Annotated in this window: 22 protein-coding genes and 1 riboswitch; of the genes, 18 read left to right on the forward strand and 4 right to left on the reverse strand. The window is 67.2% G+C overall.

What is annotated here, in order from left to right:
- Positions 1-250 precede the first annotated feature (250 nt).
- From ACYP5B_RS40885 to ACYP5B_RS40895, 3 genes are read left to right on the forward strand one after another with little or no spacing between them, the layout of a single operon-like run.
- Positions 251-760, forward strand: coding sequence for a GNAT family N-acetyltransferase (locus tag ACYP5B_RS40885; protein WP_459573438.1), 510 nt, complete (start codon positions 251-253; stop codon positions 758-760).
- Between the two features lie 48 nt (positions 761-808).
- The gene (locus ACYP5B_RS40890; protein ID WP_318234675.1) at positions 809-937 is read left to right on the forward strand and encodes a hypothetical protein; all 129 of its coding nucleotides are present in this window, start codon (positions 809-811) and stop codon (positions 935-937) included.
- A gap of 33 nt (positions 938-970) precedes the next feature.
- Positions 971-1255, forward strand: coding sequence for a hypothetical protein (locus ACYP5B_RS40895; protein ID WP_459573439.1), 285 nt, complete (start codon positions 971-973; stop codon positions 1253-1255).
- Between the two features lie 19 nt (positions 1256-1274).
- On the opposite strand, the gene ACYP5B_RS40900 is transcribed toward ACYP5B_RS40895, so the two are convergent.
- On the reverse strand, positions 1275-3032 hold the full coding sequence (locus ACYP5B_RS40900) for a sigma-54 interaction domain-containing protein (RefSeq protein ID WP_459573440.1): 1758 nt from the start codon (positions 3030-3032) through the stop codon (positions 1275-1277).
- A gap of 154 nt (positions 3033-3186) precedes the next feature.
- Here ACYP5B_RS40900 and ACYP5B_RS40905 point away from each other — a divergent pair, with 154 nt between their 5' ends.
- The 6 genes from ACYP5B_RS40905 to ACYP5B_RS40930 are packed head-to-tail and all read left to right on the forward strand — an operon-like array spanning position 3187 to position 10005.
- Complete coding sequence (locus ACYP5B_RS40905; protein ID WP_400091331.1) at positions 3187-4734, forward strand: acyl-CoA carboxylase subunit beta; 1548 nt, start codon at positions 3187-3189, stop codon at positions 4732-4734.
- Positions 4735-4783: 49 nt separating this feature from the next.
- Positions 4784-5794: a tripartite tricarboxylate transporter substrate binding protein gene (locus ACYP5B_RS40910; protein WP_459573441.1), complete on the forward strand. Its 1011-nt coding sequence runs from the start codon at positions 4784-4786 to the stop codon at positions 5792-5794.
- A 1-nt stretch (position 5795) separates the two neighbouring features.
- Complete coding sequence (locus ACYP5B_RS40915) at positions 5796-7907, forward strand: acetate--CoA ligase family protein (protein ID WP_459573442.1); 2112 nt, start codon at positions 5796-5798, stop codon at positions 7905-7907.
- Entirely contained in the window at positions 7904-9325 is a 1422-nt protein-coding gene (locus ACYP5B_RS40920) for an acetyl-CoA carboxylase biotin carboxylase subunit (protein WP_459573443.1), read from the forward strand. The genes ACYP5B_RS40915 and ACYP5B_RS40920 overlap by 4 nt, the downstream gene beginning before the upstream one ends.
- Positions 9325-9537, forward strand: a complete 213-nt coding sequence (locus ACYP5B_RS40925; protein ID WP_267605269.1) for an acyl-CoA carboxylase biotin carboxyl carrier protein subunit — start codon at positions 9325-9327, stop codon at positions 9535-9537. The genes ACYP5B_RS40920 and ACYP5B_RS40925 overlap by 1 nt, the downstream gene beginning before the upstream one ends.
- Before the next feature lie 21 nt (positions 9538-9558).
- Positions 9559-10005 (forward strand): PaaI family thioesterase, encoded by a 447-nt coding sequence (locus ACYP5B_RS40930; protein ID WP_459573444.1) that lies wholly within the window; start codon positions 9559-9561, stop codon positions 10003-10005.
- Positions 10006-10009: 4 nt separating this feature from the next.
- Here ACYP5B_RS40930 and ACYP5B_RS40935 read toward each other — a convergent pair whose 3' ends face one another.
- Positions 10010-10450, reverse strand: a complete 441-nt coding sequence (locus ACYP5B_RS40935) for a PGDYG domain-containing protein (RefSeq protein WP_318234681.1) — start codon at positions 10448-10450, stop codon at positions 10010-10012.
- A 149-nt stretch (positions 10451-10599) separates the two neighbouring features.
- Positions 10600-11430: a bifunctional hydroxymethylpyrimidine kinase/phosphomethylpyrimidine kinase gene (gene thiD, locus ACYP5B_RS40940; protein ID WP_318234682.1), complete on the reverse strand. Its 831-nt coding sequence runs from the start codon at positions 11428-11430 to the stop codon at positions 10600-10602.
- Positions 11431-11503: 73 nt separating this feature from the next.
- Positions 11504-11584: riboswitch (S-adenosyl-L-homocysteine riboswitch) on the forward strand.
- Positions 11585-11716: 132 nt separating this feature from the next.
- Here thiD and ahcY point away from each other — a divergent pair.
- The 5 genes from ahcY to ACYP5B_RS40965 all read left to right on the forward strand — a co-directional run bounded on the left by ahcY (position 11717) and on the right by ACYP5B_RS40965 (position 15722).
- Positions 11717-13150, forward strand: coding sequence for an adenosylhomocysteinase (gene ahcY / locus ACYP5B_RS40945; RefSeq protein ID WP_459573445.1), 1434 nt, complete (start codon positions 11717-11719; stop codon positions 13148-13150).
- A 144-nt stretch (positions 13151-13294) separates the two neighbouring features.
- Complete coding sequence (locus tag ACYP5B_RS40950) at positions 13295-13648, forward strand: phage holin family protein (RefSeq protein ID WP_150989950.1); 354 nt, start codon at positions 13295-13297, stop codon at positions 13646-13648.
- A gap of 62 nt (positions 13649-13710) precedes the next feature.
- A complete protein-coding gene (metF, locus tag ACYP5B_RS40955; protein WP_267605274.1) occupies positions 13711-14541 on the forward strand; it encodes a methylenetetrahydrofolate reductase [NAD(P)H] in 831 nt (276 codons plus the stop codon).
- 23 nt (positions 14542-14564) lie between these two features.
- A complete protein-coding gene (locus ACYP5B_RS40960; RefSeq protein WP_267605275.1) occupies positions 14565-14927 on the forward strand; it encodes a TfoX/Sxy family protein in 363 nt (120 codons plus the stop codon).
- Positions 14928-14966: 39 nt separating this feature from the next.
- Positions 14967-15722, forward strand: coding sequence for a Mut7-C RNAse domain-containing protein (locus tag ACYP5B_RS40965; RefSeq protein WP_400091348.1), 756 nt, complete (start codon positions 14967-14969; stop codon positions 15720-15722).
- Between the two features lie 836 nt (positions 15723-16558).
- On the opposite strand, the gene ACYP5B_RS40970 is transcribed toward ACYP5B_RS40965, so the two are convergent.
- Positions 16559-17110 carry a 5-formyltetrahydrofolate cyclo-ligase gene (locus tag ACYP5B_RS40970; protein ID WP_459573449.1) on the reverse strand — a complete coding sequence of 184 codons (552 nt, stop codon included), beginning with the start codon at positions 17108-17110 and terminating at the stop codon, positions 16559-16561.
- Positions 17111-17263: 153 nt separating this feature from the next.
- Between ACYP5B_RS40970 and ACYP5B_RS40975 the strand changes: the two genes are divergently transcribed.
- The 4 genes from ACYP5B_RS40975 (at position 17264) to ACYP5B_RS40990 (ending at position 22483) form a co-directional block, all read left to right on the forward strand.
- The gene (locus ACYP5B_RS40975) at positions 17264-19216 is read left to right on the forward strand and encodes a lytic transglycosylase domain-containing protein (protein WP_459573446.1); all 1953 of its coding nucleotides are present in this window, start codon (positions 17264-17266) and stop codon (positions 19214-19216) included.
- A 105-nt stretch (positions 19217-19321) separates the two neighbouring features.
- Positions 19322-20347: a complex I NDUFA9 subunit family protein gene (locus tag ACYP5B_RS40980; protein WP_459573447.1), complete on the forward strand. Its 1026-nt coding sequence runs from the start codon at positions 19322-19324 to the stop codon at positions 20345-20347.
- Between the two features lie 202 nt (positions 20348-20549).
- On the forward strand, positions 20550-21239 hold the full coding sequence (locus tag ACYP5B_RS40985) for a glutathione S-transferase family protein (RefSeq protein WP_400091353.1): 690 nt from the start codon (positions 20550-20552) through the stop codon (positions 21237-21239).
- 8 nt (positions 21240-21247) lie between these two features.
- The gene (locus ACYP5B_RS40990) at positions 21248-22483 is read left to right on the forward strand and encodes a multifunctional CCA addition/repair protein (protein ID WP_459573448.1); all 1236 of its coding nucleotides are present in this window, start codon (positions 21248-21250) and stop codon (positions 22481-22483) included.
- Positions 22484-22666 lie beyond the last annotated feature (183 nt).

Below are 22666 nucleotides of genomic sequence, written 5' to 3' on the forward strand. Positions count from 1 at the left end.
CCCCTGCGGGGAGGCGACCTACTTTCTTGTCTCGCCAAGAAAGTAGGCAAAGAAGGCGCCCCATAACGGGAGATGAAAACCTTGACGGCTCGCTTCGCATCGCGCGAGGGTGATTTCCGCCTGGGGGCGGAAATCACGGCTACACCGAAAGGCTCTCTATTCCCGCCGGTTTGCTCCCCTCTCCCACTTGTGGGAGAGGGGCCGGGGGAGAGGGCCGGAGCCTGAGCTTGCCACCACCGCACAAACTCCCATGCCATCTCCAGTCATCCGCCTCGCCACCACTGCAGACGTACCCGTCCTTCCTGCCATCGAACGCGCGGCCGCAGCGCTATTTCCCGAATCCGACCTGCCGCCAGCGCTGCGCGAGCAAGTCACCCCCATCGAAGACCTGCAATGCGCGCAGCGCGAGCGCCGCTTGTGGGTGGCGATTGCCGGCGATGGCGCAATCGCCGGCTTCGCGCTGGCCAGCGTGCAGGCACAGAATGCGTATCTCGACGAAATGGACGTCCATCCCGCCCATGCCCGCCGCGGCATTGGCCGCGCGCTAGTGGACACCGTAGCGGACAACGCGCGCCGGCAGGGTTTGCAGTCGCTGAACCTCACCACCTTCGGCCACCTGCCGTGGAATGCGCCGTTTTACGCGCGCCTTGGCTTTCGCCGGCTCGGCGACGCGGATCTGTGCCCCGAACTGGCTGCTGCACTGGCGCGCGAAGCGCAGCTTGGTTTGCGGCAACGCATCGCCATGCGCCTGGTGCTGTAGGCGCTGCACTGCGTTACGATAGTGCCGTGCCCTCCACCGGCGAACCCCATGATCTCGTCCCAGTTCATCAGCCGCGTCACCCTGCGGCGCGATATCGTCGACTTCCTGGCCAATCCCGAGCGCATGCTGCGCGTGCTGCTCGACGAAGCGCCGGGCGGCGAGAGCGAGCCGGCCTGAATGCTCCGTTGTCCGACGCTGATCGCTTCCTTGTTGATGCTGCTCGTCACATTCAGTGCAGGGGATGCGCACTGGATGGACGACGCCGGATTTCTTGACCGCGCGATGCAGGGCGGCGCCGTTGTCTGGATCTTCCTGTTTTGCTTCCTGGCCTACATTCCGCTGCTGGTGCTGGCTGCCAGCTATGCGCTGCGGGATCTGATGGCGCTCTACCTCTATAGGAACCGGCGCGCAGTCATCCGCCTGTTCTTGTTTGCCGTCATTCCATCCATTGCGCTTTACCGCTTCAATGCCTGGTTCATCCGGGAGATTCTGTAAGCCGCGCGATCGTTCGGGCTCAGCCGCGCGCGCCGCGCTCCAGGAGCTTGTACAGATGCGAGCGTGAAATGCGCAGTTGCTCCGCCGCGCGCTTCTTGTTGCCGCCGTGCCGTGCGATGGCCTGCAGCACGGCCTCGTACGCTACCTCCCGCAGGTCCGCCGACGATGCGGCGCCCACATCGATCGCGGCGTCGTCCGACGCATTGTCCAGTGCCGCGCCAAACGGCAACGCCGGCTCGCTCACGCTGAACGCCACTGCGCTTTCCTCGCCCCGCGCGAAATCCGCCGCGCGCAGCACGCGGCCATCGCAGAACACCAGCGCTTCCTCGATCTTCTGCCTGAGCTGGCGCACATTGCCCGGCCACCGCCGCTCGGCCAGATAGCGCGGCACCTCGGACGCCACCTCCGGCACCGGCACCTGGTTGCGCGCGCAGAAGCCGCGCACGAAATGGGTCAGCAGGGCAGGGATGTCCTCGCGCCGCTGGCCCAGCGCGGGAATGCGCAGCACCACGCCGCTCAGGCGGTAGTACAGGTCCAGGCGGAAGCGCCCGCCGTCGATCAGCGCCTGGATGTCGCGGTTGGTCGCCGCCACCAGACGGAAGTCCACGCGCTGCGCCTGCCGGCTGCCCAGCCGCTCCACCATATGGTCTTCCAGCACGCGCAGCAGCTTGACCTGCATCTCCATCGGGATATCGGCGACTTCGTCGAGGAACAGCGTGCCGCCCGCGGCCTGCTCCAGCTTGCCGGCCTGGCCGCCACGCTGGCTGCCGGTGAAGGCGCCGGCCACATGCCCGAACAGTTCGGACTCGATCAGCGTGGCGGGCAGCGCGGCCAGGTTCAGGCTGACCAGCGGCTTGCCCTCGGCCGCGCGGCTGGCGCCGTGGATGGCGCGCGCCACCAGTTCCTTGCCGGTGCCGCTTTCGCCGAGGATCAGCACCGGCACGTCCAGGCGTGCCACGGTGTCGATCTCGCGGCGCAGGCGTTGCATCGGCGCGCTGTCGCCGATCAGCAGGCCGGGGCCGGGGCTCGCTTGCTGCTCGCGCAACGCGTCCAGCTCGCGCTGTGTTTGCGCCAGTTGCGAGCGCAGTTGCGTCATCTCGCGATGCATGCGGCCGATGGCTTCGGGCTCCTTGAAGAGGATCTGGCCGATGGCGCCGACCACCTCGCCGCCCGCGCTGATCGGGATGCGGTTCACCACGCGCGTCACGCCGTTCATCTCCTGCAGCTGCCCGATCTCGGCCTTGCCGCTGGCGGCCACCTGCGCGAGGCGCGAATTGGGAATGACGTCTACCGCGGGCCGGCCCGTGCCCTCACCGGTGCGCAGGCCGAGGAATTTCTCGTGCACCGGGCTGATGAAGCGCATGTTGCCGGCGCGGTCCGCCACGGTGATGGCCTGGTAGGGGTTGGTGATGAAGTGATCGAGGATCGCGCCGGCAAAGGGCACCGCGCCCAGGAAGTCGAACAGGGCAGCGTCGCGCTCAGCCGGGCGCAACAGGATGACCTGCCGCGCGCGGTCCCGAAGGCGCATGGCGATGAAGCGGCGCGCGGGCTTGCCGCCGGCGCCGGGCAGGCTGCACTCGAACAGGCGGCCGGCATCCTGGTGGAGATCGTCGTCACTGGCGAGTTGCGCGGTGGCGGCTAGTGCGGCGGTCGCCAGCGAGGCGTCGGCGGCCAGGCCCAGGCTGGCGAGTACGCCTCCCGCGTGGCTGGCGACCAGCACGCCGAGGCTGTCTTCAGTGCCGGGGAAAGTGTCTTCGGGTGTCGCTGCTGACGACATGCCGTGTCTCCGTAGTGGACACTCTGGTGTCCTTATCGCGAACACAATATCAGCGAGCAATAAAAAGAACAATGAAATCAAGGGCTGGCGCGCCTGGCACGTTTGCTGCACTTAGAGAGCCTACGCACATAACGACAGCACTAAGGAGACCGACGTGTCCTGGCAGCCCGAAATCGATGAACTGGCCTATCGCAAGCAACTCGCCGCTCAGCTCGGCGGCCCCGACAAGGTCAAGCGCCACAAGGACGCCGGCAAGCTGACGGTGCGCGAGCGCATCGACGCGATCGCCGATGCTGGCTCCTTCCGCGAGGTGGGCGCGCTCACCGGCAGCGGCCAGTACGACAGCAATGGCCGCCTGGTGGGCCTCACGCCCGCCAACCTGGTGATGGGTCGCGCCAAGCTGGACGGCCGCCCGGTGGTGCTGGTGGGCGACGACTTCACCGTGCGTGGCGGCGCCAACGACGGCGCGGTCGGAGAGAAGCTGATCCACGCCGAGAAGATGGCGCACGACCTGCGCCTGCCCATGGTGCGGCTGGTGGATGGCACCGGCGGTGGCGGCTCGGTGCGCAATATCGAGAACAAGGGCTATACCAACATCCCCACCATGAAGGTCTGGCAGCACGTGGTGGAGAACATGTCGCTGGTGCCGGTGGTGTCGCTGGCGCTGGGCTCGGTGGCCGGCATGGGTGCGGCGCGCGTCGCCGCGAGCCACTACTCGGTGATGGTCAAGGGCACCGCGCAGCTGTTCAACGCCGGCCCGCCGGTGGTGGCGCGCATCGGCCAGGTGCTGGAGAAGAACGAACTCGGCGGCAGCCAGATCCATACGCGCAACGGCGTGGTCGATGATGAAGTGGCGAGCGAGGAAGAAGCCTTCGCGCGGGCGCGCCGCTTCCTGTCCTACCTGCCGGGCTCGGTGCATGAATTGCCGCCGCGCATCGAACCCACCGACGATCCCTCGCGCCGCGACGAATGGCTGCTGTCGGCGATCCCGCGCGACAGCCGCTCCGTCTACAAGGTGCGCCCCATTGTCGAGGCGCTGGTGGACCAGGGTTCCTTCTTCGAGATGGGCCGCCACTGGGGCCGCGCCATCGTGACCGGGCTGGCCCGCGTGGATGGCTGGCCGGTGGCGGTGGTGGCGAGCGATCCGTATCACTACGGCGGCGGCTGGGACGGCCCCACCGCGGAGAAGTTCATCCGCTTCGTGGACCTGGCCGAAGCCTTCCACCTGCCGGTGATCAATATGGTCGATATCGCCGGCTTCCAGATCGGCCTGGAAGCCGAGAAGGCCGGCACCATGCGCTACGGCGTGCGCGCGCTGGCCGCGGTGTACCAGGCCACCACGCCGTGGTGCTCCGTGATCCTGCGCCGCGCTTATGGCGTGGCGGCGGCGGGGCACCAGCATATGGGGCGCTTCAACTTCCGCTATGCGTGGCCGTCCGGCAACTGGGGCTCGCTGCCGATCGAGGGCGGGCTGGAAGTCGCCTACAAGGCGGAGATAGAAGGCGCCGACGACCCCGTGCAAAAGCGCGCCGAGATCGAGCAGCGCGTGCGCAGCCTTACCTCGCCGTTCCGCAGCGCCGAAGCCTTCGTGGTGGAAGACATCATCGACCCGCGCGACACGCGCTCGCTGCTGTGCGAGTTCGCCAACCTGGCGGCGCCGCTGCGCGAGCCGGGCGTGCGCAAGTTCGGCATCCGGCCCTGAGACGAGAAAGCGCCAAAAAACCAGAGACAAACGATAAATGGAGACAGCCTTGCCCAATCACCGACCTTTACTTGCGCACCGTCCCACCCTTGGCGCCATCCTCACCGCAACGCTCGCCGTTGGCGCCGCGCTGCTGCCCGCCGCAGGCGCGCAGGCGCAGGAGCAATGGCCGCAGAAGCCCGTCACCATCGTCGTGCCCTTTCCCGCCGGCGGCATGACCGACCTGCTGGCGCGCCGCATCGCGCGCGACATGCAAGCCGAGTTCAAGCAGCCCTTTGTGGTGGACAACCGCGCCGGCGCCAGCGGCCAGATCGGCACCGAGATCGTGGCGCGCGCCAGCCCGGACGGCTACACGCTGCTGGTCAGCGCCACGCATCAAGTGATCAATCCCGCGGTGCGGCCCAAGCTGCCCTACAACGCGGCCAAGGACTTCACGCCGATCGCGCTGCTGGCGACCACGCCCAACGTGCTGGTGGTGAACAACAACGTGCCGGTGTCGAACCTGCAGGAATTCCTGGCGTACGCGAAGACGCAGAAGGACGGGCTGTCGTTCGGCTCATCGAGCATCGGCGGCGCCACGCATATGTCGGGCGAACTGTTGCGGCTGATGGCCAATGCGCCGCTGACGCATATACCCTACAAGGGCGCGGCGCCGGCGCTGTCGGACCTGCTCGGCGGCCAGATCCTCGCGCTGTTCCACGATGTGATGACGATGGCGCCGTATGTGAAGGACGGCAAGGTCAAGGCCATCGGCGTGACATCGGCCAAGCGCAGCGAGGCATTGCCCAACGTGCCCACCATCGCCGAGCAGGGCGTGCCCGGCTACGAGGCCACCACCTGGATCGGCTTCTACGGCCCGGCCAACCTGCCCAAGCCGCTGGTGGAGCGCCTGAACCGCGATGCGGTGAAAAGCATGAACACGGCAGAGTCCAAGGCCAACCTGGCGCAGAGCGGCACCACGCCCGGCACGCTGAACGCGGAGCAGTTTGGCGCCTTCGTGCAGGCCGAACTGGTCAAGTGGAAACGCGTGGCGACGCAAGCCAAGGTGAAGGTGGACTGAGATGAGCGACAACATCCTCGAGTTGCTGGCTCCGCGCTCGGTCGCCATCCTCGGCGCTTCCGACAATCCCATCAAGGCCGGCGGCCGGCCCATCGACTACATGCGCCGCTACGGCTTTGCCGGACGCGTGTATCCGGTCAATCCCAAGCGCGCGCAGATCCAGGGCCTGCAGGCGTATCCCGAACTGGCTGCCTTGCCGGATGCGCCCGATCTCGTGGTGGTGAGCGTGGCGGGGCAGGAAGTCGAGCAGGCCATCGACCAGTGCCTGGCGGTCAGGGCACGCGCGGCGGTGATTTATTCCTCCGGCTTTGCGGAGCTGGGCGAAGCTGGCGCCGCGCAGCAACGCAAGCTGGTCGAACGTGCGCGCGTGGGCGGCTTGCGCCTGTTCGGCCCGAATACGCAGGGCGTGGCCAACTTCCGCGATGGTGCCATCCTGCATTTCTCCACCATGATCAATGAGGAAGCGGGCCAGGACGGCCCGGTGGCCATCGTCAGCCAGAGCGGCGCGGGTTCCTCCATTGTCTATGGCGGGCTGCGCCGCAAGGGCATCGGCGTGCGCTACATGGTGGCGACCGGCAACGAGGCGGACATCACGGCCGCCGAGGTGCTGCGCGCGGTCGCGGCCGATCCGGGCATCCGCGTGCTGCTGCTCTATATCGAATCGCTGAAGGACCCGGCGGTGCTCGCGCAGGCTGCGCGGATCGCGCATCAGCGCGACATCCCCATCCTCGCCGTCAAGGCTGGCCGCACGCAGGCCGGGCAACTCACCGCCAGCTCGCACACCGGCGCGCTGGCCGGTGAGGACGCATTGGCCGATGCGTTCCTGCGCCAGCACGGCATCCAGCGCGTGGCGGACTTCCGCGAGCTGGTCGAGTACAGCCAGGTCTTTATCGGCGGGCAGCGTCCGCGCGGGCGCAAGGTGGTGGCCATCAGCAACTCGGGCGCTACCTGCGTGCTGGCGGCCGATGCGGCCGAGGACCAAGGGCTTTCGCTGTGCCAGTTCGAAGGCGAGGGCGCTACCGCGCTCAAGGCAGTGCTTCCTTCCTTCGTGTCGGCCCGCAACCCGATCGACATGACCACCGCATTGCTGGGCCAGCCGCAGATCTACGGCCAGACGCTGGACGTGGTAGCCGCGCAGCGCCAGGCCGACATGATCTTCGTGGGCTTTCCCATCGGCGGCGAGGGCTACGACTTTGCCGACTTCTCCGCGCAGACCGGACGCTTCGCCTCGGCCAGCGGCGTGCCGGTGGCGGTCGGCGCCAACCAGGAATGGGTAGCGCAGGCGTTTCGCGCGCAGGGCGTGCCGGTATTCGACAGCGAACGCGCGGCCATGCGTGCGCTCGGCATGCTGGCGCAGCATGTGGCAGTGAATGCTTCGGCACTGGCGGAGCCCGCCGCGTTGCCGCCATCCTTTCCCAAGGACGGTGGCGCCACCGGCGTATCGCTCGACGAAGTGGCAAGCCTGGCCGCGCTGGCGCAGGCGGGCCTGCCGGTAGTGGCGCATCGCCTGTGCCACAGCGCGGATGATGTGCGCCGCGCGCTGGCCGAACTGGGCGCGCCGGTGGTGGCCAAGGGCGTCTCGCCCGATATCACGCACAAGTCCGAGCTCGGCCTGGTGCGCCTCGGCCTTGCCGACGAAGCGCAGGCGCTGGCGGCTTTTGCCGAGCTTGACCTCAAGCTGCGCGGGCTGGCCGCGAGCGAAGGTGTCAAGCACGGCGGCGTGCTGATTGCGCGCCAGCAGCGCGGTGCCTTCGAGCTGGCTGTCGGCGCGCATATCGACGACGTCTACGGGCCGGTGGTGATGGTGGGGCAGGGCGGCGTGTTGGTCGAAGCGATCGACGACGTGCAGTTCCTCGTCGCGCCCTTCAACGCCAGCCAGGCGCGCGAGGCCATCGGCCGGCTGCGCATTGCGCGTGCTTTCGGCGCGCTGCGCGGCATGGAGGCCGTCGACCTGGATGCGCTGGCGCAAATGCTGGTGCGCCTGGGCGACTGGATGGCGCGCGCGCAGGGGCAGGTACGCTCGGTGGACGCCAATCCGGTCATGGTGAGCCGCGGCAGCGTGGCGCCGGTGCTGGTGGATGCGGTGGTGATCCGCGCGGGAGAGACGTCATGAACGCCACGACGAACGCTTATGAAACGGTACGTCCACTGCGCCGCGTGCTGGTCGCAAATCGCGGCGCGGTGGCGGCGCGCATCATCCGCGCGCTGCGCGGGCTGGGCCTGGAATCGGTCGCGGTGTACTCCGATGCCGACGCGGACCTGCCGTACCTGCGCGAGGCCGATATCACGCTGCGCCTGGGTGAAGCGCCGCCGCTGGCCAGCTACCTGGACCAGGGCAAGCTGCTGGATGCCGCGCGCGCCAGCGGCGCCGATGCGGTACATCCGGGCTACGGCTTCCTGTCGGAAAACGCCGCCTTCGCCGAGCGCGTGGAGGCAGCTGGCCTGTGCTTCATCGGCCCGTCCCCGCACTGGATCCGGCGCCTTGGCCACAAGACCGAAGCGCGCGCCTTCATGGCCGCGCAAGGCATGCCGCTGGCGCCCAGCTCCGAGGTGCTGCCAGACGACATGGATACCGTGGCCGCGGCGGCGCAGCGCATCGGCTATCCGGTGCTGATCAAGCCGGCCGGCGGTGGCGGCGGCATCGGCATGGTGCCCGTGCGCGACGCGGCCGGCCTGGCCGCCGGCTGGCAGCAGGCGCGCTCAGTGGCGCAGCGCAGCTTCGGCCAGGCCGAGCTGTACCTGGAGAAGCTGGTCGAGCAGCCGCGCCATATCGAGTTCCAGGTGCTGGCCGACCGCCGCGGCGGCGTGCGCATCCTGTGGGAGCGCGATTGCTCCGTGCAGCGCCGCCACCAGAAGGTCATCGAGGAAGCGCGCGCGCACGGGCTCGACCGCGCCGAGGTGGAGGCCATGGCGGCCAAGCTCTCGGCGCTGCTGTCCGGCATTGGCTACGACGTGATCGGTACGGTGGAAATGCTGCACACCCCGGCGACCGGGTTCGTCTTCCTGGAGATGAACACGCGCCTGCAGGTGGAGCACGCCGTCACCGAGCAGATCACCGGCGTGGATATCGTGGCCGCGCAGATCCGGCTGGCGCGCGGCGAGCGCATCGATGATGTGCTGCCGGGCGGCGCGGTGCCTGCGCAAGGCCACGCCATCGAGGCGCGCGTGTATGCCGAGGACCCGGTGCGCTTCTTCCCGTCGCCCGGCCCGCTGGATGTGTTCCGCCCGCCGCAAGGCGCGGGCATCCGCGTGGAGACCGGCTACGCCGAAGGCGCCCGCGTGACGCCGTACTACGACCCCATGCTGGCCAAGGTGGTCGCCACCGGCGCCGATCGCGGCGAGGCCATTGCCACGCTGCGCGCGGCGCTGGAAGATTTCACCATCGCCGGCGTCAAGACCAATATCCCTTTCATCCTGCGCGTCCTTGCGCATCCCGATTTCCTGGCCGGGCGCATCGATACCGCGCTGGCCCAGCGCGTGCTGGCTACGCCCGCCGCAGAGAATCAACAACCTACCCAGAGAGCTGCCTGATGAACAAGATCGAAGCCGCGGTGAGCGGCCATGTCTGCGCCATCCATATCGAAGTTGGCGCTACCATTGCGGCCGGCGACGCCGTGATGATGATCGAGTCCATGAAAATGGAGATTCCGCTCGAATCCGAATATGCTGGCGTGGTCAAGACCATCCTGGTGCAGCAAGGCGACGCCGTCGCCGAGGGCCAGGCGGTGGTGGAACTCGCATAACGCCAATAAGGAAGAACTGTTTTGGAAAGCACCGCTCAGATTGTCCCGGTGGCGCCGGGCACGCCCGAGAAGCCCTATTTCGGCATCGACATCCCGCTGATGCGTCATCTCGGCCTGCAGCCCGTGCAGATGGAAGAAGGCCTGTGCCGCACGCGCCTGCCGGCCAGCCCGTTCCTGGTCAACAGCCGGGGCGACGTGCACGGCGGCACCTTGATGGCCACGCTGGATTTCACGCTCAGTGGCGCCGCGCGCTCGCACGCGCCGCTGGAAACCGGCGTGATCACCATCGATATGTCCACGCACTTCCTCGCCGCCGCGCGGGGCGAGCTGCACCTGGAAGCGCGTTGCATGCGGCGCGGGGCGCGCATCGCGTTTTGCGAGGGCGAAGTGAAGAACGCCGCTGGTGAAGTGGTTTGCGTGGCGCGCGCGGCGTTCAAGCTGGTGCCGCTGAGCAGCGGCGGGAACTGAAGCTTCAGGCCTGGCTCGGTGCCGGCCGGTAGACCTGCGCGAAGCGGGCCTGCTGGACGATGCCGTAGTCGTTCGGCGCGTACTGCATCAGCCAGTCGCCGGCCGCGCCGTGCAGCACGTCGCCTCCGGCGGAGCGGGCGATGCTGAAGGCTTCGTCCATGCGTCTGGCCAGCACCACGCCAGGGATGTTCTGGTAGGCGCCGTCCTGGCCGTGCGTGCCGGCTTGCAGGGGTTCGTACTTGGGGTCGAAGCGCTCGCGGGATACGACCCAGCGGTCGCCGGTGGAGCCGGTGATGATCGCGTCGCCGGGTTGGTAGCGGTTGGGGCCTTCGAGGCTGATGAGTTCGCCGGGTTCTTTGGCGAAGGCCACCTGGACTACTTCGTGTTTTTGGTAGAGGGCGGCAGCGGGGTCGGTGCGCAGGTCGATATGGGCTAGGGTAGGCATGGCGTGGCGGATGTCAGGCTGGGGCGCAAATCATACCGCTGGTTCGCTCGCGCTCCCACTTGTGGGCCGGGGGAGAGGGAGCGACTGCCGTCGTCATGGCGCGCGGCTTTGGTCTGTTCGGCGGTTTCGTCCGGTGCCACTGGCTTGCTTTACCCCAGCACCCGCGGCGCAAAGCCGTGATTCAGCGGTCCGTTGCCCGCCCCAAGCGCAAAATCCGCGCCCGCCACAATCGCATCGGCCACGAAATCCAGCGCCACCTCCACCGCATCTTTCAGCGCATCGCCCCGCGCCAGCTGGGCGGCAATGGCCGCCGCCAGCGTGCAGCCTGTGCCATGCAGGTTACGGGTGTCGACCCGCTGGTGCGAAAACACGCGCACGGTGCCATCGGCGCCCAGCAGCAGGTCGTCCAGCCCGGCATCCGCAGGATCCAGGTGCCCACCTTTGAGCAATACCGCCGGGCAGCCCAGCGCGACCAGGTCGCGTGCGGCCTGCTCCATCTCGTCGCGCCGGGTGATCTTGCGGCCCAGCAAATAGGAGGCCTCAGGCAGGTTGGGCGTGACCAGCACGGCGCGCGGGAACAGCAGGCGCACCATGGCCTGGGTGGTGGCGTCGTCGGCCAGGGTGGCGCCGGAGGTGGAGATCATCACCGGGTCCACCACCAGCTGGCGGATGCCATGGCGGTCCACCGCGGCGGCTACCGCTTCGACGATGGCGGCCGTGCCCAGCATGCCCGTCTTGGCCGCATCCACGCCGATATCGCTGGCAACCGCGTCGATCTGGGCCGCCACCATGTCGGCCGGGATGGCGTGCACGCCGGACACGCCGAGCGTGTTCTGCGCCGTGATGGCGGTGATCGCGCTCATGCCGAAGCAGCCCAGCGCGGCAAAGGTCTTGAGATCGGCCTGGATGCCGGCGCCGCCGCCGGAATCGGAGCCGGCGATGGTCAGGGTGCGCGGGGGGCGGTGTGTCGTCTGGGTCATGTATCGGACGGGCGGCAAATAAAAATCGTGTGGGTGGCAATGCGCGGCGCCTTTTGGCAGGCTACAATACCGCCACTCCGAGGAGCGTTGCAACGAATGGGCCTTATTGTGCCATTCGCCAGGCTCGGACTGTCTTCAACGGCGCTCGCTGATCCGTGGCACACACACGGAGGCGAGTCGACCTATCCGCCCGTTATGCAATGGCCTTGGTTTTCACCATCCTTGCATGGCGCGGCCGTATTTCCCCGCACTCGTCCTTCGTCGCCACTCTTCATCGGAGTGAAACATGAACGCAGTGACTGACCTGAAGAACGATTACCTCGTGGCCGACCTGGGCCTCGCCGGCTGGGGCCGCAAGGAAATCGCCATTGCCGAAACCGAAATGCCCGGCCTGATGGCCATCCGCGACGAGTACGCCGCTGCCCAGCCCCTGAAGGGCGCGCGCATCGCCGGCTCGCTGCACATGACCATCCAGACCGCCGTGCTGATCGAAACGCTGGTGGCGCTCGGCGCCGATGTGCGCTGGGCTTCGTGCAACATCTTCTCCACCCAGGACCACGCTGCCGCGGCCATCGCGGTTTCCGGCACGCCGGTGTTCGCCTTCAAGGGCGAATCGCTGAAGGAATACTGGGACTTCACCCACCGCATCTTCGACTGGAAGGATGGCGGCACCCCGAACATGATCCTGGACGACGGCGGCGATGCCACGCTGCTGCTGCACCTGGGCGCCCGCGCCGAGAAGGATGCATCGCTGATCGCCAACCCGGGCAGCGAGGAAGAGACCTTCCTGTTCGCCGCGATCAAGGAAAAGCTGGCCAAGGACCCGTCCTGGTACAGCCGTAACCTGGACGCCATCAAGGGCGTGACCGAGGAAACCACCACCGGCGTGCACCGCCTGTACCAGATGGCGCAAAAGGGCGAGCTCAAGTTCCCCGCCATCAACGTCAACGACTCGGTGACCAAGAGCAAGTTCGACAACCTGTATGGCTGCCGTGAATCGCTGGTGGACGGCATCAAGCGCGCCACCGACGTGATGATCGCCGGCAAGGTTGCGCTGGTGGCCGGCTACGGCGACGTGGGCAAGGGCAGCGCGCAGGCACTGCGTGCCCTGTCGGCCCAGGTGTGGGTGACCGAAGTCGACCCGATCTGCGCACTGCAGGCCGCGATGGAAGGCTACCGCGTGGTGACCATGGAATACGCTGCCGACAAGGCTGACATCTTCGTCACCTGCACCGGCAACTACCACGTCATCACCCATGACCACATGGCCAAGATGAAGGACCAGGCCATTGTCTGCAACATCGGCCACTTCGACAACGAGATCGACATCGCCTCGCTGGAAAAGTACGAGTGGGACGAGATCAAGCCGCAGGTCGACCACGTGGTCTTCCCGGCAGTTGGCGACCAACCCAGCAAGAAGATCATCATCCTGGCCAAGGGCCGCCTGGTGAACCTGGGCTGCGGCACGGGCCACCCGTCGTACGTGATGAGCAGCTCGTTCGCCAACCAGACCATCGCCCAGATCGAACTGTGGCAGGAACGTGAAAGCGGCAAGTACCCGGTCGGCGTCTACACGCTGCCCAAGCACCTGGACGAGAAGGTCGCGCGCCTGCAGCTCAAGAAGCTGAACGCGCAACTGTCAGAGCTGACCGAGCAGCAAGCAGCCTATATCGGCGTGAAGAAGGAAGGCCCGTACAAGGCCGATCACTACCGTTATTGATTCGCTGATCAGCGGTTGATCTGCAATTGATCTTTGTTTGATCCGTTTCCGATCGACCGCCAGCTCGTCAACCCGCGGCGCCCGCGCGCCGCTGGCGTCCTGCCCTGAATCCGTTATCCGTCTTGCCCAAGCGAAGGAGCCGTCATGAGATTGTTGGCCGTCTGGATCATCAACGCCGCCGCGCTGTTCCTGGTGGGTAGCCTGATCGATGGGATTCATCTTGGCGGCTTCGGCTCGGCCATGATCGCGGCGCTGGTGCTTGGCCTGGTGAACACCTTGATCCGCCCGATCCTGGTGATCCTTACCCTGCCGGTGACGCTGCTGACGCTTGGCCTGTTTATCTTCGTGATCAACGCGCTGCTGTTCCTGTTCGTGGGCAAGCTGCTGGCCGGTTTCGTGGTCACCGGCTTTGGCGCGGCCCTGCTCGGCTCGATCCTCTACAGCGTGATTTCCTGGGCACTGTCGAGCGTGCTGCTCGGCGAACGCCGCAGCGCCTGACGCCGTCCGGCGTCCCATGCCAATTTTTCAGCGCGCCGCGCCATAGGCGGCGCGCCACCATCATGCAAGACCGCTACTTCAGCTTTGAATTCTTCCCGCCCAAGACGGCGGAGGGCGCCGAGAAGCTGCGCAACACGCGTGCGCAGCTCGCTCCGCTGCAGCCCAAGTTCATCTCGGTGACCTTCGGCGCCGGCGGCACCACCCAGCAGGGCACGCTGGATGCCGTGCTGGAGATCCAGCGCGAAGGCATCGAGGCCGCGCCGCACCTGTCGTGCGTGGGATCCTCGCGCGAGAGCATCCGCGATATCCTCAAGACCTACCGCGAGGGCGGCATCCGCCACATCGTCGCGCTGCGCGGCGACATGCCGTCGGGCATGGGCGAGATCGGCGAGTTCCGCTATGCCAACGAGCTGGTGGCGTTCATCCGCGCCGAGACCGGCGACTGGTTCAACATCGAGGTGGCGGCTTATCCCGAGTACCATCCGCAGGCCAAGTCGCCCCGCCACGATCTCGAGAATTTCGTGCGCAAGGTCAAGGCTGGCGCCGACTCGGCCATCACCCAGTACTTCTTCAACGCCGACGCGTACTTCCGCTTTGTCGACGACGTGCGTGCCATGGGCGTGGACGTGCCGATCGTGCCGGGTATCATGCCGATCACCAATTCCTCGCAGCTGATGCGCTTCTCCGAGATGTGCGGCGCCGAAGTGCCGCGCTGGGTGGCCAAGCGCCTGGAAGGCTTCGGCGACGACCGCGAGTCGATCCGCGCCTTTGGCCTGGACGTGGTCACCGCGCTGTGCGAGCGCCTGCTCGCGGCCGGCGTGCCGGGGCTGCATTTCTATACGCTCAACACGGCCAGCGCCACCAAGGCCATCTGGCAACGCCTGAAGCTCTAAGGCACCTGCCTGCCCGAAGCGCGATGCCCGCCCGCCGCCCCGACCCTTTCATCGACCACCTGCTCGAACTGATGGGGCCGCTGGCGGCGCGCATCGGGCCCATCACCGCGCGCCGCATGTTTGGCGGCCACGCGCTGTACTACGACGGCCTGGTGTTCGCGCTGGTGCTGGGGGGGCGCTGCTTCCTGAAGGTGGACGACAAGACGCGCGGCCGCTTCGAGGCCGAGGGCGGCGAGCCGTTTCGCTACAGCCGTAACGGACGCGAGATCTCCATGCTGCATTACCTGAGCGCGCCACCGGCCTGCCTGGAATCGGCCGAGGCCATGACCACCTGGGCACGGCTGTCGGTGGAATCCACGCTGCGGCTGGCCAACCAGGCCGGCTGAACGGCTGAAACGCCGCTACGCAGTGGCATACTTTGGCCCATGGCCACCGTCACCGCCACGTTTCGTTTCTACGAGGAACTGAACGATTTCCTGCCGCGCGCGCAGCGCGGCCGGGATTGCGTATGCGCCTGCGCGCGCGCCGCCACCGTCAAGCACATGATCGAGGCGCTGGGCGTGCCGCACACCGAGGTCGAGCTGATCCTGGTGAACGGCGAGTCATGCGGCTTCGAGCGCCTGTTGCAGGATGGCGACCGCGTCTCGGTCTATCCCCGCTTCGAAGCCTTCGACATCACACCGTTGCTGCGCGTGCGCGCCGAGCCGCTGCGCACCACGCGCTTCGTTGCCGACGCTCACCTGGGCGGGCTGGCGCACCTGCTGCGCCTGACCGGCTTCGACACCCTCTACGACAACCACTACGCCGATAGCGAGATCGAGGCCATCGCCATGCGCGAGGGCCGCATCGTGCTCACGCGGGACCGCGAGCTGCTCAAGCGGCGGGGAGTCACCCATGGCTGCTACGTGCGCGCCATCAAGGCCACGCCACAACTGCGGGAGATCTTCGCGCGGCTCGACCTGGCCCGCAGCGCGCGACCGTTCTCGCTGTGCCTGGACTGCAATGTGCCGCTGCAACGGATCGACAAGGCCGAGGTGGACGGGCGCGTGCCGGCGGGCGTGTTTGCGCGGCAGGATCGTTTCGTGACGTGCGGTTGCTGCCAGCGAGTGTTTTGGGAGGGGTCGCATTGGCGGCATATGCGGGATCTGGTGGATGAGTTGGTGCCTGGGGGAGGTTTTTAGTTGGGTGCTGTTTCTATGAGCGGCGGTGGCGTTTGCACCCAACAACCATACGACATCCCCCTGCGGGGGCTGCCGGTCACTCTTCTTTGCGTCGGCAAAGAAGACTAACGAGAAGAAAGCCGACCCTGCCGGGGGCAGAGCCATCGCGAGTGCGCAGGACGCTGGTTTCGTCGTACGGCCGCAGTACTGCTGACATCTGCCGTTACCGGCTCGTAGGGCATCGCAATGGCATGACCCATGGGTTTCGTCGTGGGGCCCCTGACCTCGTTTGCGGTGCCCATTCGCACATCTGCCGTTACCGGTGCGAAGCACCACGACACATCCCCCGTCAATGGTTTCGTGGTGGGGCGGGCGCGGTGGTCAAGGTCTCGGGCTTATCAACCCAGTGCCACCGCGCCCACGACGGAACCGGTGCGCCTGCAACTTCGTGGCCGGCCACTCCGCGAGCGACAGACGGCTTGAAGCAAGTGATGTCTGCTACCGGGGGCCCCACCGTGAATCCCGGAGGCTGGCAGGTTCGTGGCCGGTCAAGCCGGTACCGGCAGATGCCAGCCGGCACTCTGGGCCGTACGACGAAACCACCGAGATTCGAGAGCCTTATTGCTCTGCTCCCGGCAGGGCGGCTTTCTTCTCGTTAGTCTTCTTTGCCGCGCAAAGAAGAGTGACCGGCAGCCCCCGCAGGGGGATGTCGTATGGCTTTTGGGTTCAACAGCCATCGCCGACGAAATAAACAGCGACCAACCCCGCAGGGCGATGTCTACGGCTTTTGGGTGCAAACGCCAACGCCAATCAAAGAAACAGCGACCAACCCCGCAACGGGATGTATCACAAATCCCTCAAAACACCCCCCCCTCACTAACCACCCAATCCATCGGCAAATCATGGTCCTGCGGCACCAGCGCAATCCGGCAGGCCTCATGGCCGATGCCGATCGCCACCGGCCGGCTTCCCCCGGCAGCCAGCGCCGCCAGCGTGCGGTCATAGAACCCGCCGCCATATCCCAGGCGGAACTTATCCCCGCTGAAACCGACACATGGAATCAGCAGGACGTCAGGCTGCAAGGGCGGCGTGCCGTCCGGCACCGGAATGCCGTAATGCCCGGCAACCATCGGCGTAGCCGGCTCCCAAAGGTGGAAATCCAGCGGCGCGCCCGGCCGGCTCACCACCGGCAGGGCGGCTTGGCGCCCGGGGGCGCCGGCCAGCCAGCGCGAGACCACGCCACGGGCGTCGAACTCCTGCTGGATTGGCCAGTAGAAGCCAAGGCGATGCACGGGCAGGCGCTCCAGTAGTGCGGCCAGCGCGGCTTCGATGCCGGCGTCGGCGGCGCTGCGCTGCGCCAAGGCGCCGCGCAGCGCCAGCAACTGGCGCCGCAGCGCCGCTCGCTGCATGCCGGGATCAGGCTTTCCGGACTCGCCGGGGGGGCTGCGAACGTCGTCGCTGGGCATGGCTGCGTGGGATAATGTCTGTAGTTGACCAAACATTGCACGGTCGGATGCGCGCCCTCGAAAGGTGTTGTCCGGCCGTCACAACAAGGAAGAAGAATGCCGAAGGGAGTATATCCGCAGCGTGCGGCCAAGGCCGCCCTGGCGGCGATCGCGTGCGCACTGCTTGCCACGCCGGTATTTGCGCAGAAACGGCCCCAGCCGCAACCCCAATCGCAGTCGCTCGCCATCCCGAGCGACCCCGACGACGCTTTCGTGGCGCTGCGCGACGCCGCGCGCAAGAACGACGTGGCACGCACCGACGCCATCTCGGCCACGCTGGTGGACTACCCGATCTCGTCTTACGTCGAGTACTTCCGCATCAAGCCGCAGATGTTCGATGCCAGCGGCCTGGCCCGCATCGATGCCCCCGACGACCAGGTGCGCGCCTTCCTGCAGCGCTACAAGGGCGAGGCCATTGCCGACCGCATGCGCAATGACTGGCTGCTGGTGCTGGGCAAGAAGCGCGACTGGGCCAAGTTCGATGCCGAATACCCGCAGTTCGTGCTCAAGGACGATACGCAGGTCGAGTGCTACGCGCTGCTGTCGCGCGCGCTCAAGGGCCAGAACGTGGCGGCGGATGCACGCGTGGCGCTGAGCGATCCACGCTACTACGGCGAAGGTTGTGTCGACCTGATCGGCTACCTGGCCCAAAGCAAGCAGATCGAGCCGAGCGACGCGGCCTTCCAGGCACGCCAGGCGCTGGAGCAGAACTATGTGACGCTGGCCGGGCGCATCGCCGCCACCGTGCCCGACGCGCGCGGCGACAGCGACGCCCTCGCCACCGTGGTCAAGATGGCGCGCAACGATCCCTCCCAGGCCGCGGCCTACCTCAGCGCCAACGCCGGCAGCCTGTCGCGCGAGGAGCAGGGCGCTGGCTGGGGCGTGATCGGCCAGTTTGCCGCCAAGAAGCTCGCGCCCGAGGCGGCCGGCTACTACCGCCGCCAGATGGACCTGGGCGGCAACCAGTGGCTGTCAGACGAAACGCAGGAGTGGCGCGTGCGCGCCGCGCTGCGCCAGGGCGACTGGAAGCAGGTGCGCCAGGCGGTGGAGCTGATGCGCCCCGAGCTGCGCGCCAAGGACCCGGCCTGGACGTACTGGTACGGCCGCGCGCTCAAGGCGGACAACCGCGGCGCCGAGGCCGAGAAACAATTCCAGTCGATTGCCGGCCAGTTCAACTTCTATGGCCAGCTGGCTAGCGAGGAACTGGGCAATCGCATCGTGTTGCCGGCACGCACGGCGGTCAGCGATGCCGAGGTCAATGCCATGCGCACCCGCCCGGGCTTCCTGCGCGCGCAGAAGCTCTATGACCTGAACCTGCGCTTCGAGGGCAACCGCGAATGGAACTGGGAGCTGCGCGGCATGACCGACCGCCAACTGCTGGCCGCTGCCGACTACGCCCGCCGCATCGAGCTGCTGGACCGCGCCGTGAACACGGCCGACCGCACCCAGGCCGAGCACGACTTCTCGCTGCGCTTCCTGATGCCGTACCGCGACATCATGCAGCGCGCCACCGATGACGTGGGCCTGGATATGGCGTGGGCCTATGGCCTGGTGCGCCAGGAATCGCGCTTCATCATGAACGCGCGCTCCTCGGCGGGGGCCCACGGCCTGATGCAGGTGATGCCGGCGACCGCCAAGTGGGTGGCGCGCAAGATCGGCATGAGCGATTTCTCGCCCTCGATGATGAGCGATCCCAATATCAACATCCAGCTCGGCACCAACTACATGAGCATGGTGTTTACCGACCTGGACAGCTCCTGGACGCTGGCGTCGGCCGCCTACAACGCTGGCCCGGGCCGTCCCAAGAACTGGCGCTCCAGTTTGCCGCGCGCGGTCGAGGGTGCGATCTTCGCCGAGACCATTCCGTTCTCGGAGACCCGGACCTACGTGAAGAATGTACTGTCGAACGCCACGTACTATGCTGCATTGATGAGCGGCCGGCCGCAGTCGCTCAAGGATCGCCTGGGCGTGGTGTCGCCGTCGCAGGTCACCACGACCAGCCTGCCCTGAGGTTTTAACGCCTTAGAGGCAGCGCGTTCTGCAGGCCGATGCGGCAGCCGGCGCGTGCTCCAGCCCTGGAGCGTGCGCCAGTCGTCCCATGCCACGGAGAGATCCATGCAGACCAGCAACGTTCTAGTGATCGGAGGGGCCGGCTTTCTCGGCAGCCACCTGGTGGCCCGGCTGGCGGGCGTTGCCACCGCGTCGGCCACGCCGCTGGAGCCGGGCACCGTCGTGGAGCCGCCTCTCGACCCCGAGCGGATCGTGGTCGCCACCCGCGACGCCGAGCATGCGCAGCACCTGCTGCTGTTGCCGCGCGTGGAGGTGATCGAGCTGGACGTGAGAAACGATGTCGCGCTGAATGCCGCCATCGGCACGCTGGGCACCGACGGCATCGTGGTCAACCTGGTCGGCATTCTCCACGGCGAACGCGCCGAGCCCTACGGCGCTGCCTTTGCCGCGGCGCACGTGGACCTGCCGCGGCGCATCGTCGAGGCCTGCCGCAGCACCGGCGTGCGCAGGCTGTTGCACATGAGCGCGCTGGGCGCCGACAGTGCCGGCCCGTCGATGTACCTGCGCAGCAAGGGCGACGGCGAGCGCGTGGTGCGCGAGAGCGCTCTGGACTGGACCATCTTCCGTCCGTCCGTGATATTTGGCCCCGACGACCATTTCCTCAATCTGTTTGCCCATATGCAGGAACTGGCGCCGGTGGTGCCGCTCGCCTGCGCGCAAGCCAAGTTCCAGCCGGTGTACGTGCAGGACGTGGCGCAGGCCATGGTCAACGCCATGGCGGCCCCGGCCACCATCGGCCGCGGCTACGACCTGGCGGGGCCGCAGGTCTATACGCTAGAGGAGCTGGTGCGTTTTGCGGGCCGCGCCAGCGGGCACCCGCGCCCGGTCCTGCACCTGCCCGACGCCCTGGCCCGCGTGCAGGCAGCCATCCTCGAACATATGCCGGGCGCGCCGGTGATGACGCGCGACAACCTGGACTCCATGCGGCTCGACAATGTCATGCACGGGACGATTGCGCCCGAGCTTGGCCTGCGCCAGCCGGTGGGGCTGGAGGTGGTGATGACCGATGTGCTGGCGGGCCGTGGGCACGAGAGCGTCATGCTGGGACTGCGGCGCAGCGGGTATCGTTGAGCCGCAGGCAGGGCCGGGTCGGCCCGGTTCGGCCTTGCGCTTGTGACCTGGATTCACATCGCTGCGAGCGTAATTCGCTGGAGGCGCTCTGCGCGGCTGGCTACAATGGTTCGTTCGCCGGGATGTGGTTCCGCCCGCACGCTTCGCGCTGCGGCTTGCCCCGGCCGCTCCCTCCCCCCACGTTTCCTGCAAGGATTTTGCGATGAAGCTCGTCATCGGCAACAAGAATTACTCTTCCTGGTCGCTGCGCCCCTGGTTGCTGATGCGGCAGGCGGGCATTGCGTTCGAGGAGGTCAAGGTGCGCTTGTTCGTGGCCGGATTTGACGAAGCGATTGCCCGGCACTCGCCCGCTGGCAAGGTGCCGGTGCTGGTCGATGGCGATATCTCCGTGTGGGACTCGCTGTCGATCGCCGAATACCTGGCCGAGGCCTTTCCCGAGAAGCAGCTCTGGCCGGCCGACCGTGCCGAGCGCGCGCACGCGCGCTCGATCTGCGCGGAGATGCATTCGGGCTTCGGCAACCTGCGCAGCCAATTGCCGATGAACGTCACCGCGGTGCTGCCCGGCATGGGCTGGAACGTAGCGGTACAGCGCGACGTGGACCGTGTCGCCGAGATCTGGTCAGGCCTGCGCGCACGCCACGCTGGCGCCGGCCCGTTCCTGTTCGGCACGTTCACCATCGCCGACGCATTTTTCGCGCCTGTGGTCAGCCGCTTTGCCACCTACGGCATCCACCTGCCCGAGGCCGCCAAGCAATATGCGGACTTTATCCTGGCGCTGCCGGCCATGCAGGCATGGATCGCCGATGCCCATGAAGAGCGCGATTTTCTCGCCTCCGACGAGCCCTATCGCCTCGTCCCCGATCGCGCCGACGCGGTCGTGATCAACCATTGAGCTCGTCCATGCAGGTGTATGCCGTAGGCGGAGCTATCCGCGACGCCCTGCTGGGCTTGTCGAGCCAGGACCGCGACTACGTGGTGGTGGGCGCAACCCCGGCCGAGATGGAAGCCGAAGGCTACAAGCCGGTAGGCAAGGATTTCCCCGTCTTCCTCCATCCCAGGACCCGGGAGGAATACGCGCTGGCCCGCACCGAGCGCAAGACCGCGGCGGGCTACAAGGGCTTTTCGTTCTATTGCGCGCCGGACGTGACGCTGGAAGACGACCTGGTGCGGCGCGACCTCACCATCAACGCCATGGCGCAAGCGGTGGGCGATGACGGCGCGCTCACCGGCCCCGTGATCGATCCCTACGGCGGGCAGCCCGACCTAGCCGCACGGCTGTTCCGCCATGTGTCGGACGCTTTCGCCGAAGACCCGGTGCGGATCCTGCGCGTGGCGCGCTTCGCCGCGCGTTTTGTCGATTTCACGGTAGCCCCGGAGACGCTGGTGCTGATGCGCCGGATGGTGGAAGCCGGCGAGGTCGATGCGCTGGTGGCTGAGCGCGTCTGGCAGGAACTCGCGCGCGGCCTGATGGAGGCGCGGCCCTCCCGCATGTTCGAGGTGCTGCGCGAATGCGGCGCGCTGGCGCGGCTGCTGCCCGAGCTGGAACGGCTATGGGGCGTGCCGCAGAGGGCCGATTACCACCCGGAGGTGGATACCGGCGTGCATGTGATGATGGTGGTGGATACCGCTGCCGCGATGGGCGTCTCGCTGCCGGTGCGCTTTGCCGCGCTGGTGCATGACCTGGGCAAGGGCACCACGCCTGAGGATGTGCTGCCGCACCATCTCGGCCACGAGCAGCGCAGCGTGGAATTGCTGGAGGCGGTTTGCAAGCGGTTGCGCGTGCCGACCGAGTGCCGTGACCTGGCGGTGGTGGTGGCGCGCGAGCACGGCAATATCCATCGCTCCGAGGCGTTTGGCGCTGCCGCGCTGACGCGTTTGCTGGAGCGGTGCGATGCCCTGCGCAAGCCGGCGCGGTTTGCCGAAGCGCTGCAGGCTTGCGAGGCGGATGCGCGGGGGCGGCTTGGGTTTGAGGACCGGGCGTATCCGCAGACGGCGCGGCTGTTGATGGCGTTGGAGGCGGCGGCTTCGGTGGATGCGGGGGCGGTGGCGCGGGAATGCGCTGGTAATCCTGGCCTGATCAAGGATCGGGTGCATGCGGCGCGGGTGGCGGCGGTGGAGGCGCGGCTCGCGGAGTAGGGGAGGTGTCGTGTTGGACCAAACCGTTGGCTTCGGTGTTCGTGGCTCCTAGCCAAACCACCCCTCTCGCCAGCCCTCTCCCCATGAAGGGCTGAGGTTTGCCCACAAATCGGCGTCCTCGATAAGGCAGTGCTACTTGTAAACACAATCTGACGGTGTTAACTTCAGTCGACCCCTTTGACT

This window comes from Cupriavidus sp. 8B, assembly GCF_054589115.1.

Coding starts and splice junctions, on each gene's coding strand:
- ACYP5B_RS40885 (WP_459573438.1), top strand. CDS start 251: ATGCCATCTCCAGTCATCCGCCTCGCCACCACTGCAGACGTACCCGTC.
- ACYP5B_RS40890 (WP_318234675.1), top strand. CDS start 809: ATGATCTCGTCCCAGTTCATCAGCCGCGTCACCCTGCGGCGCGATATC.
- ACYP5B_RS40900 (WP_459573440.1), bottom strand. CDS start 3,032: ATGTCGTCAGCAGCGACACCCGAAGACACTTTCCCCGGCACTGAAGAC.
- ACYP5B_RS40915 (WP_459573442.1), top strand. CDS start 5,796: ATGAGCGACAACATCCTCGAGTTGCTGGCTCCGCGCTCGGTCGCCATC.
- ACYP5B_RS40920 (WP_459573443.1), top strand. CDS start 7,904: ATGAACGCCACGACGAACGCTTATGAAACGGTACGTCCACTGCGCCGC.
- ACYP5B_RS40925 (WP_267605269.1), top strand. CDS start 9,325: ATGAACAAGATCGAAGCCGCGGTGAGCGGCCATGTCTGCGCCATCCAT.
- ACYP5B_RS40935 (WP_318234681.1), bottom strand. CDS start 10,450: ATGCCTACCCTAGCCCATATCGACCTGCGCACCGACCCCGCTGCCGCC.
- thiD (WP_318234682.1), bottom strand. CDS start 11,430: ATGACCCAGACGACACACCGCCCCCCGCGCACCCTGACCATCGCCGGC.
- ahcY (WP_459573445.1), top strand. CDS start 11,717: ATGAACGCAGTGACTGACCTGAAGAACGATTACCTCGTGGCCGACCTG.
- ACYP5B_RS40950 (WP_150989950.1), top strand. CDS start 13,295: ATGAGATTGTTGGCCGTCTGGATCATCAACGCCGCCGCGCTGTTCCTG.
- metF (WP_267605274.1), top strand. CDS start 13,711: ATGCAAGACCGCTACTTCAGCTTTGAATTCTTCCCGCCCAAGACGGCG.
- ACYP5B_RS40960 (WP_267605275.1), top strand. CDS start 14,565: ATGCCCGCCCGCCGCCCCGACCCTTTCATCGACCACCTGCTCGAACTG.
- ACYP5B_RS40965 (WP_400091348.1), top strand. CDS start 14,967: ATGGCCACCGTCACCGCCACGTTTCGTTTCTACGAGGAACTGAACGAT.
- ACYP5B_RS40970 (WP_459573449.1), bottom strand. CDS start 17,110: ATGCAGCGAGCGGCGCTGCGGCGCCAGTTGCTGGCGCTGCGCGGCGCC.
- ACYP5B_RS40975 (WP_459573446.1), top strand. CDS start 17,264: ATGCCGAAGGGAGTATATCCGCAGCGTGCGGCCAAGGCCGCCCTGGCG.
- ACYP5B_RS40980 (WP_459573447.1), top strand. CDS start 19,322: ATGCAGACCAGCAACGTTCTAGTGATCGGAGGGGCCGGCTTTCTCGGC.
- ACYP5B_RS40985 (WP_400091353.1), top strand. CDS start 20,550: ATGAAGCTCGTCATCGGCAACAAGAATTACTCTTCCTGGTCGCTGCGC.
- ACYP5B_RS40990 (WP_459573448.1), top strand. CDS start 21,248: ATGCAGGTGTATGCCGTAGGCGGAGCTATCCGCGACGCCCTGCTGGGC.